16 protein-coding genes are annotated in these 17,975 nt (G+C 45.1%); 14 read left to right on the forward strand and 2 right to left on the reverse strand.

What is annotated here, in order from left to right; genetic code table 11:
• Positions 1 to 688: 688 nt before the first annotated feature.
• Complete coding sequence (locus J7I80_RS19120; RefSeq protein ID WP_214740461.1) at positions 689 to 1,966, reverse strand: MFS transporter; 1,278 nt, start codon at positions 1,964 to 1,966, stop codon at positions 689 to 691.
• A 267-nt stretch (positions 1,967 to 2,233) separates the two neighbouring features.
• Between J7I80_RS19120 and J7I80_RS19125 the strand changes: the two genes are divergently transcribed.
• From J7I80_RS19125 to J7I80_RS19165, 9 genes are all read left to right on the forward strand, one after another.
• The gene (locus tag J7I80_RS19125; RefSeq protein WP_251027865.1) at positions 2,234 to 3,706 is read left to right on the forward strand and encodes a SulP family inorganic anion transporter; all 1,473 of its coding nucleotides are present in this window, start codon (positions 2,234 to 2,236) and stop codon (positions 3,704 to 3,706) included.
• 90 nt (positions 3,707 to 3,796) lie between these two features.
• Complete coding sequence (locus tag J7I80_RS19130; RefSeq protein WP_192472902.1) at positions 3,797 to 4,216, forward strand: universal stress protein; 420 nt, start codon at positions 3,797 to 3,799, stop codon at positions 4,214 to 4,216.
• 641 nt (positions 4,217 to 4,857) lie between these two features.
• Entirely contained in the window at positions 4,858 to 5,940 is a 1,083-nt protein-coding gene (locus J7I80_RS19135; RefSeq protein WP_214740463.1) for a D-alanine--D-alanine ligase, read from the forward strand.
• A gap of 67 nt (positions 5,941 to 6,007) precedes the next feature.
• Positions 6,008 to 7,387 carry a UDP-N-acetylmuramoyl-tripeptide--D-alanyl-D-alanine ligase gene (locus J7I80_RS19140; protein ID WP_214740465.1) on the forward strand — a complete coding sequence of 460 codons (1,380 nt, stop codon included), beginning with the start codon at positions 6,008 to 6,010 and terminating at the stop codon, positions 7,385 to 7,387.
• Between the two features lie 135 nt (positions 7,388 to 7,522).
• A complete protein-coding gene (locus J7I80_RS19145; protein WP_214740468.1) occupies positions 7,523 to 8,233 on the forward strand; it encodes an alpha/beta hydrolase in 711 nt (236 codons plus the stop codon).
• Positions 8,234 to 8,559: 326 nt separating this feature from the next.
• Complete coding sequence (gene cshA / locus J7I80_RS19150) at positions 8,560 to 10,041, forward strand: degradosome RNA helicase CshA (RefSeq protein ID WP_285289160.1); 1,482 nt, start codon at positions 8,560 to 8,562, stop codon at positions 10,039 to 10,041.
• A 255-nt stretch (positions 10,042 to 10,296) separates the two neighbouring features.
• Complete coding sequence (gene uvsE, locus J7I80_RS19155) at positions 10,297 to 11,262, forward strand: UV DNA damage repair endonuclease UvsE (RefSeq protein WP_214740470.1); 966 nt, start codon at positions 10,297 to 10,299, stop codon at positions 11,260 to 11,262.
• 112 nt (positions 11,263 to 11,374) lie between these two features.
• Positions 11,375 to 11,857 carry a PH domain-containing protein gene (locus J7I80_RS19160; RefSeq protein WP_214740472.1) on the forward strand — a complete coding sequence of 161 codons (483 nt, stop codon included), beginning with the start codon at positions 11,375 to 11,377 and terminating at the stop codon, positions 11,855 to 11,857.
• Positions 11,850 to 13,298, forward strand: a complete 1,449-nt coding sequence (locus J7I80_RS19165; protein ID WP_214740474.1) for a PH domain-containing protein — start codon at positions 11,850 to 11,852, stop codon at positions 13,296 to 13,298. Before J7I80_RS19160 ends, J7I80_RS19165 begins: the two co-directional genes overlap by 8 nt.
• 32 nt (positions 13,299 to 13,330) lie before the next feature.
• On the opposite strand, the gene J7I80_RS19170 is transcribed toward J7I80_RS19165, so the two are convergent.
• A complete protein-coding gene (locus tag J7I80_RS19170; protein ID WP_214740476.1) occupies positions 13,331 to 13,915 on the reverse strand; it encodes a rhomboid family intramembrane serine protease in 585 nt (194 codons plus the stop codon).
• A 144-nt stretch (positions 13,916 to 14,059) separates the two neighbouring features.
• Here J7I80_RS19170 and acpS point away from each other — a divergent pair, with 144 nt between their 5' ends.
• From acpS to ndoA, 5 genes are all read left to right on the forward strand, one after another.
• Positions 14,060 to 14,413 carry a holo-ACP synthase gene (gene acpS, locus J7I80_RS19175; RefSeq protein ID WP_214740478.1) on the forward strand — a complete coding sequence of 118 codons (354 nt, stop codon included), beginning with the start codon at positions 14,060 to 14,062 and terminating at the stop codon, positions 14,411 to 14,413.
• A gap of 191 nt (positions 14,414 to 14,604) precedes the next feature.
• Entirely contained in the window at positions 14,605 to 15,618 is a 1,014-nt protein-coding gene (locus J7I80_RS19180; RefSeq protein WP_214740480.1) for a LolA family protein, read from the forward strand.
• A 253-nt stretch (positions 15,619 to 15,871) separates the two neighbouring features.
• Positions 15,872 to 17,029 carry an alanine racemase gene (gene alr / locus J7I80_RS19185; RefSeq protein ID WP_214740482.1) on the forward strand — a complete coding sequence of 386 codons (1,158 nt, stop codon included), beginning with the start codon at positions 15,872 to 15,874 and terminating at the stop codon, positions 17,027 to 17,029.
• Between the two features lie 191 nt (positions 17,030 to 17,220).
• Complete coding sequence (locus tag J7I80_RS19190; protein ID WP_031308192.1) at positions 17,221 to 17,502, forward strand: CopG family ribbon-helix-helix protein; 282 nt, start codon at positions 17,221 to 17,223, stop codon at positions 17,500 to 17,502.
• Positions 17,503 to 17,506: 4 nt separating this feature from the next.
• Positions 17,507 to 17,857, forward strand: a complete 351-nt coding sequence (gene ndoA / locus J7I80_RS19195; RefSeq protein ID WP_041967053.1) for a type II toxin-antitoxin system endoribonuclease NdoA — start codon at positions 17,507 to 17,509, stop codon at positions 17,855 to 17,857.
• The last annotated feature ends 118 nt before the right edge of the window (positions 17,858 to 17,975 follow it).

Raw genomic sequence — 17,975 nt, forward strand, 5'->3', positions numbered from 1 at the left:
TTTCGGTAACAAGTAAGTCCAACATGTGCCCGAAAACGGAAAGGAGCCGTGATTTCGGTAACAAGTAAAGCCAACATGTGCCCGAAAACCGGGAAGCCTCATGATTTCGGTAACAAGTAAGGTCAACATGTGCCCGAAAACCGGGAAGCCTCATGATCTCGGTAACAAGTAAGGCCGACATGTGCCCGAAAACCGGTAAGCCTCGTGATTTCGGTAACAAGTAAGGCCGACATGTGCCCGAAAAACGCGAGGAGCGGTGATTTCGGTAACAAGTAAGTCCAACATGTGCCCGAAAACGGAAAGGAGCCGTGATTTCGGTAACAAGTAAGTCCAGCATGTGCCCGAAAACGGAAAGGAGCGTTGATTTCGGTAACAAGTAAGGCCAACATGTGCCCGAAAACGGAAAGGAGCCGTGATTTCGGTAACAAGTAAAGCCAACATGTGCCCGAAAACCGGGAAGCCTCATGATCTCGGTAACAAGTAAGGCCGACATGTGCCCGAAAACCGGGAAGGCTCGTGATTTCGGTAACAAGTAAGGCCGACATGTGCCCGAAAAACGCGAGGAGCGGTGCTTTCGGTAACAAGTAAGGTCAACATGTGCCCGAAAACCGGTAAGCCTCATGATTTCGGTAACAAGCCAAATCCTGCGTTTAATATAAGTTGTAATTAACTAAGGAACACCTATTAATCACAAAAGTTCCTTCTCCGGTTTCTTGGCAAGAAGCGCGGCTGCCATCCCAAGCACCGGAAGAATAATGGACATCAGCAGAATTTCCTGATACCCGGCAAAATAATCGTAAGCGAGGCCAAATGGAAGAGGGCCCAAGGCGGAACCGAGCACGGTAACGGTCATGGCCGATCCTTTGATGCTGCCAAGTGACTGTCTTCCAAAGAAGCTCGGCCATACGTAATTCAAGGTAATCCTTTCAAATCCCCCGCTGATTCCCCATAATACCCCGAATGCAATCGCGATTGCTGTTTGATCAGCTGCCAGCAGGACGAGAATGAAAATAATTTCCCCTGCAAAAATCCCTGCGAGCACGTACTGTACTTTTACCCGGTCGAGCAGCGGTCCTGCAATCAGAGTAACCGGAAAACCAATCAAAGCCATCAAGCTTAATACAAGTGCGGCAATTCCCGGCGAAATCCCATTTGTTTTAAAAATGGAAATCAAATGAAAAGTAAGTCCGGTGTTAACGAGTGCGGGAATTCCTACACAAAACAGCAATAGCCAGTATGCACGAGTTTTGACTGCTTCCTGGACTGTCCAGTTCACCTCTTCAAAAGGATTGCTTGTTCTGTTTGAATCGGAAGGATCATTTGTCCACTCAGGCTTGACTCCATCTGGATATTCTCCAATATCCTCCGGTTTGTTTCTAATTAAAATATAGGCAAGCGGAACAAAGATGACGAGAAGCAGGACGCCCCAGACCTTCCACGAAAAGCTCCAGCCCCATGTGGCAACTAGCCAGGCATTCAATGGCGGAAGCGCCGCTGAGCTGGCAAATCCGCCGATGGCCATCAAGCTCATTGCCTTCCCGCGTTTCGTAATGAACCACTGCGGTACCAGGGTGTTTGGAATCAGGCTCATCGAACCCTGACCGAGGACCCGGATTAGGAAAAAGCCAATGAACAGCATCGCGGTGTTTACGACCATGCTGTTCCAAAAGCTGGCCAGTGCCAACCCGATGCCAACAATAACAGACATTTTTCTTTGTCCCCATTTATCAACGAAGCGGCCGACAAAGAACATACAGATGCCGGCAGCAAGGGTCGCGAGCGAGTAGACTGCGGATACATGGGAGCGGCTCCATCCAAAATCTTTTATGTAGGAATCAATAAATACAGAAACCGAATATGTTTGACCCGGGCCAGAAAAAAACACGCCGAGCCCTGCGATGAAAACGATGACCCAGCCATAATAAAAGTTCGTCTTGAATGGTGCAGATAATCCTGATGTCTTCATGTAAAAACCTCCCAAACCATCATATCAAAATGTTCTCGTTAAAAGCTTGCAAGAAGCTAATCAGTTGAGATGAATTTACATTTTAAGGTTTTTAACATGTATAGGTGAAAAATGAAGATATCGGTCGAATTTCGCAGATAAATAAAAGTTATAGCGCTTACAATGATGGTTGCTCAATTTTATAAATATGTTATGATAAATCCTGTTTTTATCGGACCCGGCTTGCTTGAGAGTAGGAAGCCACAAAAAAACTTAAGGGGTGTTTACTTGAATACTAATACAATTAAAGAACAATGGTTTGGCAACGTTAAAGGAGATATCCTTGCAGGAATTGTCGTTGCGCTTGCTTTGATTCCTGAAGCGATCGCCTTTTCGATTATTGCTGGTGTTGACCCGATGGTAGGACTTTACGCTTCATTCGCTATTGCTGTGACAATCGCGATTGTTGGCGGCCGTCCTGGCATGATTTCAGCAGCGACCGGTGCGATGGCTCTGTTGATGGTGACGCTTGTTGCTGACCATGGTTTGCAATATTTATTGGCAGCTACGATTTTGACAGGAGTCCTGCAGATTCTGTTTGGTGTGTTTAAATTGGCAAGGTTCATGAAATTCATTCCGCGTTCGGTAATGATCGGCTTCGTTAACGCGCTGGCGATTCTGATATTCATGGCACAGCTCGAGCAGTTTGTAGACGCTACATGGGTAATGTATACGATGGTAGCTGGCGCGCTGGCGATCATCTATCTTTTGCCGCGTGTTACGAAAGCAGTTCCTTCACCACTTGTGGCAATCATTGTTATTACATTAGTTGCAATCATGACCAACAGTGGTGTTAAGACGGTTGGTGATATGGGTACTCTTACATCTGCATTGCCGATGTTCCTGATCCCAGATATCCCATTCAACCTGGAAACATTAAAAATTATTTTCCCATATTCAGTGGCTTTGGCTATTGTCGGCTTGCTTGAATCTTTGCTGACTGCCCAAATCGTTGATGATATGACAGATACTCCGAGTGATAAAAATAAAGAAAGCCGCGGCCAGGGGATTGCGAACATCGTTGCCGGATTATTCGGCGGTATGGCAGGATGCGCAATGATCGGCCAGTCGGTAATCAATGTTAAATCTGGCGGCCGAGGCAGATTGTCTGCTCTTGTTGCCGGTACTTTCCTAATGTTCCTGATTATCGTTCTAGGAAATATTGTTGTCCAAATTCCGATGGCAGCACTGGTTGGCGTCATGATCATGGTATCAATCGGAACATTTGACTGGTCATCAATCAAAGGCATGGCAAAGACACCTGTTACAGATTCAATCGTTATGGTTGTCACAACCGTCACAACCGTGTTCACACATGATCTATCAAAGGGTGTATTTGCCGGAATCATTTTGAGTGCGATTTTCTTCGTGGCGAAAATCTCCAAGGTGAAAGTCACATCAACATTTGACGTTGCAATGAATCGCCGAACGTACTTTGTAACAGGACAAGTATTTTTCGCTTCAGTAACTGACCTGATTGAATCCTTCGATTTGAAGGAAAATGCAAAAGAAGTTGTCGTCGACCTGACACATGCCCATGTTTGGGATGACTCAGCCGTTGCGGCAATTGATAAAATTGTCATTAAACTAAGAGAGAACGGGACAGTTGTCCGTCTGCACGGTCTCAATGACCCAAGCTCTCACTTGATTGACAAACTAGCCGTTCACAAACAGGAAGGCGCTAAGCTATCCGGACATTAAAACGTAAATTATATTTTGGGAAAGCGCGTTGACGAATCAGCGTGCTTTCTTTATATATAAGATAATGGAAATAAATGTAGGGGGAATAGCATGTTTAAGAGAATCTTATTAGCATCTGATGGTTCTGACCATTCGGTGCGCGCAGCGAAAAAAGCGGTTGAGCTGGCAAAGCTTAACGGAGATAGTGAAATTACGGTTGTTTATGTTGTCGATGGGCAGACTTCCAAGGAAGATGTCCTGCACAATCCAGATCGGACAGTAGTCGAGGAAAAAAGAAAAATCAGGCTCCAGCCAGTAACAAACATGCTAGAAGAAGAGAGTTTGAACTTCAGGTTTGAAAAATTGCTCGGTGAACCAGGCCCGGCCATTGTTGACTATGCCAACAAGAATGCATTCGATGTCGTCGTCGTTGGCAGCCGCGGTTTGAACGGCCTGCAGGAAATGGTTCTTGGCAGTGTCAGCCACAAAGTCGCAAAACGAGTGAAAGCACCGGTACTAATCGTAAAATAACCAGCGTTCAGGGCAACCTGAGCGTTTTTTTCTTTATAGGTGTTAATTTTATAGCGTAATAGGCCGGATGCTGGCTAAAAAAGTTTGTAATGGGGGCGGCAGCTTAGTTTTTATAGCGAAAATCCAAATAATATAGCGAAAATATCATTATTATAGCGAAAATCCGATTATTATAGCGAAAATAACATTTTTATAGCGAATTGGAAATAAACCTCGATTTTTTCCAGCTAAAAGAAAGGCACCTCCCAATTAATAGGTAGTGTCTAGAATTGATGGTGCTTTTTTCAGCCGTTTTTTACATATATGCAGATGCTTCTGTTTCACTCTCCCGCTTGTTTTGTTAGGTGGATTATAGATGAATTATTAAGACATTTAGCCATTCACAGAATTAAAGGTTGATTCATATGGTAATTTAGGCACTTAAATTAGGTTTACTGCCTATTAGCGGCTATTTAAAAGGTAACTTATTCTGTGAATGTTAACTTTTAACTCGCCTGCAGGTTTCACGCCTGAAAAACAGGAAATAGTATAGCTTGAGAGTTATTATTAAAAATTGATAACAATTCCGTAATTTAAAAATAAAGTGGTAAAATAGGAAGCGGAAAGTGGAGCCAGATTGAATTTATTGGAGGTCTATTTTTATGAAGACAAGAATCGGGCTGCTATACGGCGGCAAATCGGCTGAACATAAAGTATCAATGCAGACAGCTTTGGCTGTGACGAAAGCATTGGATTTTGAAAAATTCGAGATTTATCCTATATACATAACGGAGGAAGGAGAGTGGGTCAAGGGTCCCGAGCTCAATGCTCCTGCAGAGAATATAAAGGCGCTTGAGTTTAACGACAACTCGAATCTGCCGACTCCTTCATTCACACCAGCATTATTCCAGGCAGGCGGTGCAGAATCCAACCAGACTCTAGATGTAATCTTCCCATTGCTTCACGGACCGAACGGTGAAGATGGTACGGTTCAAGGCTTGCTGGAACTGTTGAACCTGCCTTATGTCGGCAATGGTGTACTTGCCTCAGCTGCAGGCATGGATAAAATCGTCATGAAAAATGTATTCGCACAGGCGGGACTTCCTCAGGTGGACTATGTGGCTGCTCTTAGAAGCGAATGGGAAAGAGACAGCGAAAAGGTATACAGCCTTGTTGAAGAAAGACTTGGCTATCCTTGCTTTGTAAAACCAGCAAACCTTGGATCCAGCGTAGGGATCAGCAAGGCATCCAACAAGCAGGAGCTTGAGGAAGCCTTCAAAGAGGCCTTCCAATTCGACCGTAAAATCATTATCGAACAGGGTGTCGTCGCCCGTGAAATTGAGATTGGCGTACTTGGTAACGATGAACCAGAATGCTCAGTTGTTGGTGAAATCGTCCCTAAGAAAGATTTCTATGATTACAAAGCAAAATATGAAGATGGCGATACAGCGATGATTATCCCTGCTGAAATCACAGAACAGCAATATGCTGATCTAAAAGAAATGGCGATTACTGCGTTCAAGGCGCTCGATTGTTCTGGTCTAGTTCGCGCCGATTTCTTCCTGACAAAGGATGGCCAGCTGCTGATCAATGAAGTCAACACCATGCCTGGCTTCACTCCATTCAGCATGTTCCCGCTCCTATGGAAGCATACAGGTGTCGAGTATCCGCAGCTGATCGAAAAGCTGGTGAACCTCGGAATTGAACGCCACGCTGAAAAGCAGAAGATCAAATATACATTTTAACCTATAAATCAATCAACCAGGGAGACACGGCGGCGGCCGTGTTCTCTTTTCATGGGAGGAAATAAAAATGATCCAAAAACCACTATCAGAAATCGCCCGAATGGCAGGAGCGCTGAATGATGTCAGCCAATTTGTTGATGTAGAGGTGAAGGGCGTTTCAATCGACACGCGTAAAATCGAAGAAGGAAACTTGTTTGTCCCTTTTAAAGGGGCACGGACAGATGGACATAACTTTGTAGCTGACGTCATCCGAAACGGCGGAGCTGCTGCAGCCTTCTGGCAAAAAGATGTACCAAATCCGCCAGAAGACCTGCCAATCATCATTGTTGAAGACACAACGACTGCATTGCAGGAGTTATCAAGAAGCTACCGCAATTCACTCGACATCAAGGTTGTAGGGATTACCGGCAGCAATGGAAAAACGACGACCAAGGACATGACAGCGAATCTCCTTGCCCAAAAATACAAGGTCCAAAAAACTGAAGGCAACTTCAATAATCACCTTGGCCTGCCGCTGACGCTTCTTCGTTTGCGTGAAGATACAGAGGTCGCTGTGCTTGAGATGGGCATGAGCAGCAAGGGCGAAATAGAGTTTTTAACAAAATTGGGTCGACCTGATGCAGTGATCATCACGAATATCGGAGAATCTCACCTGCTTGATCTTGGTTCAAGGGAAGCGATTGCCGACGCGAAACTGGAAATCATCGAAGGTCTCCAGGAGAACGGGCTAATCATTTTCCATGGAGACGAGCCACTTCTTCAAGAGAGACTGAAGGATTACAAAGGGAATGGGGAGCTTAAAACATTTGGAGCAAGCCATGACAATGACCTTTATCCCCTCAGCATCGAGCCGCTTGAAAATGGCAATAAGTTCAAGACGAACCTTGTTGATGAAATTTTCTACTTGCCGGTGCTTGGCAACCATAATATCCTGAACGCGCTGGCAGCCATGCTTGCTGCAGATTTCCTGGGCGTTCCTTTTAAAAAAATGAATGATGGCTTTGCAGGTTTGAAGCTGACGAATATGAGGATGGAACTTTCCGAAGGCGCTCATGGAGAAAAAATCATCAATGATGCCTACAATGCCAGCCCGACATCCATGAATGCGGCAATTGACCTCGTTGCCAATCTGTCAGGCTACAGCCGTAAAATCCTTGTGCTTGGTGACATGCTCGAGCTTGGACCTCTTGAGGAGGAGTATCATTACAAGGTTGGAGCATCCCTTGAACCAGGGAAAATCGATTACGTATTTACCTTTGGCAAGCTAAGTGAATCCATTGCCAAAGGCGCAAAAGAAGTTCTAGGCGATGAAAGGGCATTTGCTTTCCAGGATAAGCAGGAGTTAAGCAATGAACTGAAGAAATATGTAACAGGTGAAACCATTGTCCTCGTAAAAGCATCACGCGGCATGGCGCTCGAGGAAGTCGTCCATGCATTGCAGAAGTAATCTACAACAAGAAGATGTCCGTTCTACTGGACATCTTTTTGTTCTTTTCCACAAGGCATTTTCGAGGAAAATCTGGGTTAAATGATTTAAAATGGGGAAAGATTAAATACGAGAAAAACTAATGGGTGATTGGTTATGATAGGTTGTCTTTTAATCCATGGCTTTACCGGGTCTCCGTTTGAAGTGGAACCACTAGCCCAGTCGCTGAAAGAGAGGACCGATTGGAAAATAGTTGTTCCTACCCTGCCTGGCCATGGCATTGAGCTGAATTTGAAGGGAATCCAACATAATGAGTGGATTGACCATGCTGAGAATGAATTGAAGGCGCTGTTGAAACAGTGTGACACTGTATATGTTGTCGGATTTTCGATGGGCGGGCTGATTGCCAGCTATCTTGCCTCGACTTACCCGGTTGATAAGCTTGTCCTGCTCAGTGCGGCTGCTTATTATGTGAATCCTAAACAGCTTGCGTTCGATATCAAGGAAATGATGAGGGACACGTTAAAAGGGAATCTTAAAGAAAATGAATTATTCAGGCGTTATACACGAAAAATCAGAGAAACACCCATGACCGCTACCTTGCAGTTTCGCAGGCTTGTGACCAAAATTAAGCCTGTTCTCAATGATGTGAAGGTGCCTACCTTAATCGCACAAGGCGAGAGTGACGGCATCGTGCCCCCGAAAAGCGCCCATTATCTATATGAAAATATTGGCGCTGAAGAAAAACGGCTGATTTTTTATAAGAACTCCAAACATCTGATTTGTCACTGTGATGAAAAAGAACACTTATTTGACGAGGTATATAATTTTTTGACCTCCAAACCGAGAGTGGGAATCAGGAACTGAAGCAATTCATCAAAAATTGCTTTTCCTTCCTAAAGATGGTATCATGAATATTGAGTGTCTAACTGAGAAAATCCTTTAAGCGGACATACTCCCGTGATGGAGAATGTCTTTTTTTGCTAATATTTCAGGTTCTGTGCTTCAGCGTGTTGTAATTGCTGATTCAGCCCTGCTTAAAACACAAGGTGCGAACACCTATTTCGCCGTAAAGGTACGACAAACTAACCAGAATCAGAAATGGTTTGGATCCTTAAACAGCCACTTAAATAAACGATGCATCGAAAGAACCGGTGCGGGATAAATGTGAATAAAAAGGAGAATGAGCAAAGTTGACAATGTTCCAAGAGATGGGCATTAGCCCCGCAACATTAAAAGCTGTAAAGAATATGGGTTTTGAGGAAGCAACTCCAATTCAGGCAGAAACGATTCCGATCAGCCTAGAGAATAAAGACGTAATCGGCCAGGCACAGACAGGTACTGGTAAGACTGCTGCTTTCGGTATTCCTCTAGTTGAAAAGATCAAGAAAGAAAACCATAATATCCAGGGAATCATCATTGCGCCAACTCGTGAATTGGCCATCCAGGTTTCCGAAGAACTATACAAAATCGGTGCTGGGAAAAGAGTCGGAGTTCTTGCGATTTACGGCGGTCAGGATATTAACCGCCAGATCCGCGCATTGAAAAAAGGTCCTCACATCATCGTCGGAACTCCAGGACGACTTCTTGACCATATCAACAGAAAGACAATTCGTCTTGATACTGTAGAGACAGTCATCCTTGACGAAGCAGATGAAATGCTGAACATGGGCTTCATCGAAGATATCGAAGCAATCCTTGCAAAAATCCCTAACGAACGCCAGACATTATTGTTCTCGGCAACAATGCCAGGACCGATCCGCAAGATCGCTGAGCGCTTCATGAAGGATCCGGAAGTTGTTCGTGTCAAAGCGAAGGAAATGACAGTTCCTTTGATCGAGCAATACTATGTTGAAGTACAAGAGAAGAACAAGTTCGATGTTCTTACACGACTTCTTGATATCCAATCTCCAGAATTGGCAATCATCTTCGGACGCACGAAGCGCCGTGTTGATGAGCTTGCTGAAGCATTGAACCTTCGCGGCTACACTGCTGAAGGAATTCACGGCGACCTTACTCAGGCAAAGCGTATGTCTGTTTTAAGAAAGTTCAAGGAAGGTTCAATCGACGTGCTAGTTGCGACAGACGTGGCAGCTCGTGGACTTGATATCTCCGGTGTAACACACGTTTACAACTTCGATATCCCGCAGGACCCTGAAAGCTATGTACACCGTATCGGTCGTACTGGCCGTGCAGGTAAAGAGGGTATGGCGATCACATTCGTTACACACAGAGAGACTTCTTACCTTCATGTAGTCGAAAAAACGACTAAGCGCCGCATGGAAAAAATGACTGCTCCAACCTTGGACCAAGCGCTTGAAGGCCAGCAAAGAGCAGTTGTTGACAAGATTACCCAAACAATCGAGTCAAACAACCTTCAATACTACCGCCAGGCTGCAGATGAGCTATTGAAAAACCATGATGCTCAAACAGTCGTTGCTTCAGTATTGAAAATGCTGACTAAAGAGCCTGATACAACTCCTGTTAAGCTTACTGAGGAAAAGCCTCTTCCAAACAGAAACAAGAAGCCTCAAGGAGACCGCAGAAGATATGATAACAGAGGCAGCGATGGCCGCAATAAAAAGCCTTACAAGCCACGCTCTGGAACGAAACGCACAGGCGGCGGTGGCGGCAGCAGAGAAGGCGGCAGCTACAAATCAAGACCATCACGCTAAAATAAACAACCAACCCCCGGTTTTATCGAAACCGGGGGTTTTTATGTGCTTCTTTTAAGTGAATCATATGAATCCCAACTACTTTTGCCACGAACTCTAGATAATTCGACCACATTTTAAAATAATTCGACCACATTCCAGGATAATTCGACCACATTCAACGATAATTCGGCCAACCTCATTTTAGGCAATAATTTTACCAGTCCACCATCCGTTGAATTTGGGCATACTACCTAAAAAACGGGGGTGGCAGATATGACAATTGTCAGGCTTGGATATGTAGCGATGAGTGAGGAGTTGAAGAATGCCTCTCCGTCACAAACGATGACATTCAAGCAATTCCAGGGAATCAAGGACAGAGACGCAGCCATCAATAAGCTGGAGAGAATCGCCGTGTCTAATCTTGAAAACTGCCTGCGTCTTCTCAGGCACAGCAAAGCGAACGAAATTCACTTTTTCCGGCTTAGCTCGAGGCTGATTCCGCTCGCCAACCATGAAGAGCTTTCCAATTGGAAGTATATGCGCTCGTTAAAGAAACCATTAAAGGATATAGCAGATTTTTTACAGGGAAATCCGATGCGTGTTGATTTTCACCCAGATCATTTTGTACTGCTGAATACGCTAAAGACCGAAACTCTGAACAATTCAATCAAGACTCTTGCAATGCATCATGCCTTATTGAAGGGGATGGAGATCGATCCCGAACATCGATGTGTCCTCCATGTCGGCGGTGTCTATGAAAACCGAGAAAAAGCGCTGGAGCAATTTATCCATAATTGGGGACTCGTTTCAACAAGGCTGCAAGATATGATCATGCTGGAAAATGATGATACATCGTTCACGCTGCACGATACGCTTTACCTTTGCGAAAAGCTTGCGATCCCGCTAGTATTCGATTATCATCACCATCTTGCCCACCATGAAAACATAAACTGGCAGGAGCAATGGGGTCGAATCGCCGGCACATGGGAGCACTCGAAGCTGCCGGTAAAAATGCATATTTCCAGTCCTCGTTCAGAAAAAGAGTTTCGGGCACACGCCGAATATGTGGATGCTGAAATGTTCATGGATTTTCTTAACGGAATAAAAGGTTCAGTCCCGGAAATCCACTGCATGATTGAAGCGAAAAAGAAGGATCTTGCCCTTTTCAAGCTTGCTGAAGAACTAAGTCTAAAGCCTGAAGTGGAGGCCATTGACGGCAGCAGCTTCAAGATAAAATAATACGGATCCTCATGTCCGTAGCGCATTTTCCTCCCAATATAGTGCCATACTGATGTGTTATTGTTGTATACTTAGGAAGGTGCTATTAATTGGAAAATTAGGAGGAAGCTTTATGACGATTTCTGAGCCGCAAAAGCGGATTTCCGAGCAGGCGCTGACTGTCTGGAAAATTGCCGCATGTATCCATTCCCTGGTGGTATGGATATTAGCGGGCGGTCTGATCGCCATTACTATTATATTTGACTTACCTAAATGGATTATCGCTGCAGCTATAGCTGTGGCTGCTGTATATAGCTATTTATTCATCATTTTATTGCCAACTCTGCGCTGGAAACGCTGGCGCTATGAAGTAAGGGAACAGGAGATTGAGCTTCAATATGGCGTATTCATCATTAAGCGGACGCTTATTCCGATGATCCGTGTGCAGCATGTTGATACACAGCAGGGCCCTTTATTGCGTAAATACCGTTTATCGACGGTGACGGTTTCGACTGCTGCGACCATCCATGAAATACCTGCGCTGGATATGGAAGAAGCCGAAAATTTGAGGACCTCCATTTCGAGACTTGCAAGGGTGGCGGATGAAGATGTCTGATCCGAAAAGGCTGCATCCGATCGCCGCTGTCGTCAATGCGCTTCGCCAGCTGAAGGAAATGATCATCCCTTTCCTGATTTTCGTCGTTTTCGGGAGCAGGGGAACGGATTGGGACCTGTTTTACTTCTTTGGTTCAATTGGGGTTGTCGTACTTGTTTTAGTTTACGGAGTTTTGTCATGGTACAGATTTACATATCGCATCGAACAAGGCGAACTGCGAATCGAATACGGGTTGATCGTCAGGAAAAAGCGATACATACCGTTCGACCGTATTCAAAGCCTTGATTTGTCAGAAGGGATTTTACAGCGGCTGTTCGGCCTTGTGAAGGTGAAGGTGGAGACGGCCGGCTCAGGCGGGATGGGACTCCAGGATGGAGAGGCGGTCCTTACGGCTATTACAAAGCAGGATGCACAGGAGATCCATGATTATCTCGTTTCTATCAAAAAATCCGGGCAAGCCCTGGATGGGGAAGAGGCACCGGAATCCACCGATGATCTTCTTTATAAAATCTCTGTTTCAGAGCTATTGATGCTGGCGTCAACATCAGGCGGGGTCGGTGTAGTCATTTCCGCCGTGCTTGCGTTTGTATTTCAATTTGAAGAGTTCATTCCTTACGAGCAGATTTTTGATGGAGTCGAGCACTTTGTCCAGAACGGGGTTGTTTTTATCAGTGTCGTAGTTTTTCTTGGATTCCTGCTGGCGTGGATCATTGCGCTGTTTGGCACGATGCTGAAATACGCTAATTTTACCGTTAGAAAGGTGGACAATGACCTTGTCATCACAAGAGGTTTGCTGGAAAAACGGCAGTTCACGATTCCACTTAATCGGATCCAGGCCGTCCGCATCAGCGAAAATCTCGTCAGGCAGCCGCTTGGCTATGCTTCGGCATTTGTGGAAAGTGCGGGCGGGTCTGCGCTTGACCAGGAAAGCTCGAAGGTCCTCATCCTTCCAATCGTGAAGAAAAGAAAGATCCCCGGCCTGCTTGAACCGCATTTGACGGAGTACCACTTCCGTGTCAATATCAATTCTGCACCAGGACGGGCCTACAGTAGATATTTATTGAAAGGCTGGCTGTTCAAGCTGCCGATCATCATTGCATCCATCTGGTTTTTTAGACCATGGGGCTTTGGCTCGCTGATCCTGCTGGCTGTCTCGGCGGTATGGTCTTATCTTAATTATAAGGATGCAGGCTGGAGCCTTGACAATGGGATGCTGACCTTCCGATATCGCAATATTGTTAAGAACACAGTGTATATGAGGAAAAATAAAGTCCAGTCCTTCAGCATGAAAGAAAGCTTTTTTCAGCGGAAAAAGAAACTGGCTACCGTCGAAGCAATTGTCAAATCCGGGCATGGCGGTGCTGGCGGCAAAGTCATTGACCTTGAAAAAAAGCATGTTGACATGATGTATCACTGGTACTCACATGAAACAAGTGAGTGAGAACGAAAAAAGCGCCCTTGAGGCGCTTTTTATTACCTTTTATAAATGGCAGCTCCGGTCAGAAAACCTGCAAGCATACCAAAAATATGGGCGGTAATATTGATGTTCGACTGGACGAATGTCATGACCACGGCAATGATGGCGATCGTCATGATCGTCTGGGAGTTTTCGCGTGACATCATGGCTTTGCGGAATATTGTGATAGAAATATAGAAACCGAAAAGTCCGAAGATGGCACCGCTTGAGCCTACATGTGTGTAAGTCAGCGGCTCGAGAATCAGGGTAGCGATGTTTGCGGCGATGCCTGTAGCGAGATAGAGCAGGATGAATTTTGTTTTGCCAAGCAGCTGCTCGAGTGCCGGGCCGAACAAGACGAGCGAAAAGCTGTTGAACAGCATATGCGCAAACCCCGCATGCATGAAGATCGGTGTGACAAGCCGCCAGTACTCACCGTTCACAACGTACAAGTTCACACCAGCTAAAAGCCCAAACAGGTATTTGCTCGGGAAGATTGGCAATGCCGTCAACAGATATAATATGATATGAATGGCAATGATGATGGTAATAACAGGGTAAAGTCTAATGAAGTCGCGCAAGCTTTCTGTTCTTGTAAACATGGAAACCTCCTCGGTCCTCATAATCGTGAGGTTTGGTTATTTTTAAAATGGTAAAAGTCCTAATCTAAAGGATATCCCTAATGAACGAAAGTTGTACACTATTTTCTATGCGCATTTCATCTTTTTTAGAAGGGAGCTGGAAAAATGATCATCGGAACAGGAATCGATATCGTGGAAATTGACAGGATTCGCAAACTGGCAGAGTCGCAGCCGCGTTTTCCTGAGCGGGTTTTAACGGAAAAAGAAAGAGAAGTTTACAAACAATATAATGAACGGAGAGGAATTGAATTTCTTGCCGGACGCTGGGCAGCGAAGGAAGCTTTTTCAAAAGCGAAAGGGACTGGAATCGGCAAAGAATTGTCCTTCATGGATATCGAAATCGAGCATGACCCATACGGAAGGCCAATCGTGGTTAAGCCCTATTTGGAAGGAGTCCATCTCTCAGTTTCACACAGTGAGCATTATGCTATCGCACAGGTGGTCATCGAAAAAATTTAAAATGCTTGTCAATCCAGGGGGCATATTCGCCTAGGTTGTCTCATATATTCATAATGCAGTAAGGGAGACAAGGCTAGGGCGGCGAGAACATGGCTGCACGAAGACTACTCAAGCAATTTTGCAGCCGGTGTCTTATTCCTGTCCTTTCTTTCCCTTTACACGTTTAAATGAGACTAAAAGGGGTTGGAAGAATGAAGAAAAAGTTATTGTTGCTTCTCGCCGGGCTCATGGTTATTTTTGCTCTGGCTGCCTGCGGTACAAAATCACAGGAATCTGTGGTTAAGGAGTTGGATGGAACGCTCGAAGATCTGAAGAGTTACAAGGCTAAGGCGAAGATGACATTGCAAATGGGCACGGAGCCGCAAGTGTATGATGTGGAGATTTGGCATAAAGATCCGTCATTTTACCGCGTGAACCTGAAGAATGCCCAGAAGGACCAAAGCCAGATGATCCTCAGGAATGATGAAGGAGTTTTTGTTCTGACGCCTGCCCTTAACAAAAGCTTCAAATTTCAGAGTGACTGGCCGAAGAACAGCAGCCAGGCTTATCTGTACGAATCTTTAATCACTGATATTCTCGAGGATAAGCAAGCGAAATTCTCGGCTACCAAAGAGCATTATGTGTTCGAAACGAAAACAAGGTACCAGAACAATAAGATGCTTCCAATCCAGGAAATCAAGCTGAACAAAAAGAGCCTGGCGCCGGTTAGCGTGAAGGTGATGGACCCAGACCGCAATGCGCTGGTGACGGTTGAATTCTCTGACGTCAAATTCGACGCAAGCTTTGATAAAGATGCCTTTGATATGAAAAAGAACATGACAGGTGCTCAGCTTGAAGTACCGGTTATGGCAGATGTAGAAGACAAGGAATTCACAGTGAAATACCCAATGGCTGAAATCCCAGGCGTGACTTTGATTGATGAAAAGGAAATCACGACAGAGGATGGAAAGCGCGTTATATTGACCTATGATGGCGAAAAGTCCTTCACGCTGATCCAGGAAAAAGCAGATGCGATGCCTGCAATGTCCTCTGCGATCAACATGACGGGGAAGCCTGTCGACCTAGGATTCACAATCGGAGCCATGAACGAAACCTCAGTATCCTGGACCCACCTCGGAGTCGATTATATGCTGGCATCAACAGATCTATCACCAGAAGAACTGGAAATGGTCGCAAAATCAGTTCTGGCCGATATGGAAAAATAAGAATTCAAATGCAGGCTCAGTGTAACCTGGGCCTGTTTTTTTATGAGCATAATGCAAGAAAACTTATTTATAAGGAATTATTTTACTTTTGAGAAATATATTTAACTTTTTCTTTTTGCAGTTCAATCTGCGTTTTCTGCCACGAACTTTCCACTCGAAAAATCCGTATATATTATCCATTTGACATTGAGTTCTATCGGTTTGATAATAAAACAATAAAAATAATGTTCGGGTTGAAGGAAGTGGAGTTTCGTTGGAGGAGCAAGGATTTTTTTACCGTGATACATGGGCAGAGGTGGACCTTGATCACGTTAGAGCAAATGTGGAGCGGATTAAGGGCCAGCTGCCTGAAAATGTTCAATTTATTGCTGTTGTGAAGGCAAATGCATACGGCCATGGGGATACACAGGTGGCGGAAGCGGCTTTGGCGGCGGGAGCATCAATGCTGGCTGTCGCGTTCATGGATGAAGCCCTCGCGCTCAGAAAGAAGGGGATCACCGCACCGATCCTTGTACTGGGAGCCAGCCGGCCGGAGGATGTGAACATCGCGGCCGAGGAGGATATCATCCTGACTGTTTTCCAGAGGGATTGGCTGGAAAAAGCGCGTGAAGTATTAAAAGCAGATGCCTCCCTGTCACTTCATATAAAAATAGACACAGGTATGGGCAGGATCGGTATTCGATCTGTAGAAGAATTGAAGACTGCAGAAAAATTGATTGATGAGGATGAAAGACTACAGCTGCATGGCATCTATACCCATTATGCGACAGCGGATGAATTGGATGACTCATATTTTAACAAGCAGCTTGCCTTGTTCCGGGAAATGCTCGGTGCCATGGAAACGCAGCCGCCGGTCGTCCACAGCAGCAACAGTGCCGCCGCTCTGATGCATAGAGATGCCCGCTTCAACGCGGTAAGGGTCGGAATTGCGATGTACGGTCTGGCCCCGTCAATGGAGATCGCACCTGAATTGCCAGTCGAGCTGCAGGAGGCATTCACACTGCATTCCAGAATCGTACATGTGAAGAAGCTTGAAAAAGGCGAAAAGGTCAGCTACGGAGCGACTTACGAGGCGCCGGAAGAAATTTGGGTAGGGACGCTTCCAATTGGGTATGCTGATGGATGGATAAGAAGACTGCAAGGACAGGAAGTACTGGTCGATGGCAAAAGATCCCCGATCATCGGAAGGATTTGTATGGACCAATGCATGGTAAGGCTTCCGTACGAGGTCCCGGTGGGAACAATCGCCACCTTGATCGGCAGCCAGGGACAGGAGTCAATCTCCATCAATGAGATTGCCAGCAAGCTAGAGACCATCAATTATGAAGTCCCGTGCATCATCTCCTCAAGGGTGCCAAGGTTGTACAGGAAAAATGGCAAAGTGGTCGATTTGAACAATTCGCTGTTATAACACATCCAATAATTAACAAACCTGTGTAATACCGCTAATACCATGCATAAAATACTAATTTTTTGGCGGATAATACAGAAGAATTGCTGAATTACCTTTGCATCTGGCATAAATAGTGATAATATTAGAAATGGTAGAGAGATAACGAATTTAATAATGGTATGTAGTGATGATGGTGGAGGTGTATGTTTGTGTCTGAATCCAGCGCAACAACTGAGATTTTGGTAAAGTTACCGCAGCATCTTTTAAGTGAACTAGATGGATTTGTTAAGCAAGAGAACGTAAACCGCAGCGAATTTATTTATCAGGCAACAAAAATGTTTTTGCGTGAGAAGAAAAAGAGACAAATTCGTGAATCCATGAGACGTGGCTATATGGAAATGGCCAAGATTAACTTGACCATTGCATCTGAAGCATTTCAAGCAGAATACGAGGCAGAACACACAGTTGAACGTCTAGTCAGCGGAGGATAATCCTTTGATTGTCAAACGTGGTGACGTCTATTTTGCGGACCTATCCCCAGTTGTTGGTTCAGAGCAAGGCGGAGTGCGCCCTGTCCTGGTCATCCAAAACGACATCGGGAATCGGTTTAGTCCCACAGTCATTATCGCAGCGATCACAGCACAGATCCAAAAAGCCAAGCTTCCCACTCATGTAGAAATTGATGCGAAGCGGTACGGTTTTGAACGAGACTCGGTCATCTTATTGGAGCAGATACGCACAATTGACAAACAGCGCCTAACCGATAAAATTACCCATCTCGATGACGAAATGATGGAAAAAGTGGATGAAGCCCTTCAGGTAAGTTTAGGTCTTATTGAATTTTGATTTAAACAGCACGCTCTTAAAAAAGAGCGTTTTTTTGTAACCGAACACCTGGCCTGCCTGCAGGCCTTATACATAACTAAAAAATAAAATCGGATGTTTTCTGTGTGAGAGGCAAGCT

Origin of the sequence: Bacillus sp. ISL-41 (assembly GCF_018613235.1) — a bacterium.
Classification (GTDB): domain Bacteria; phylum Bacillota; class Bacilli; order Bacillales; family Cytobacillaceae; genus Mesobacillus.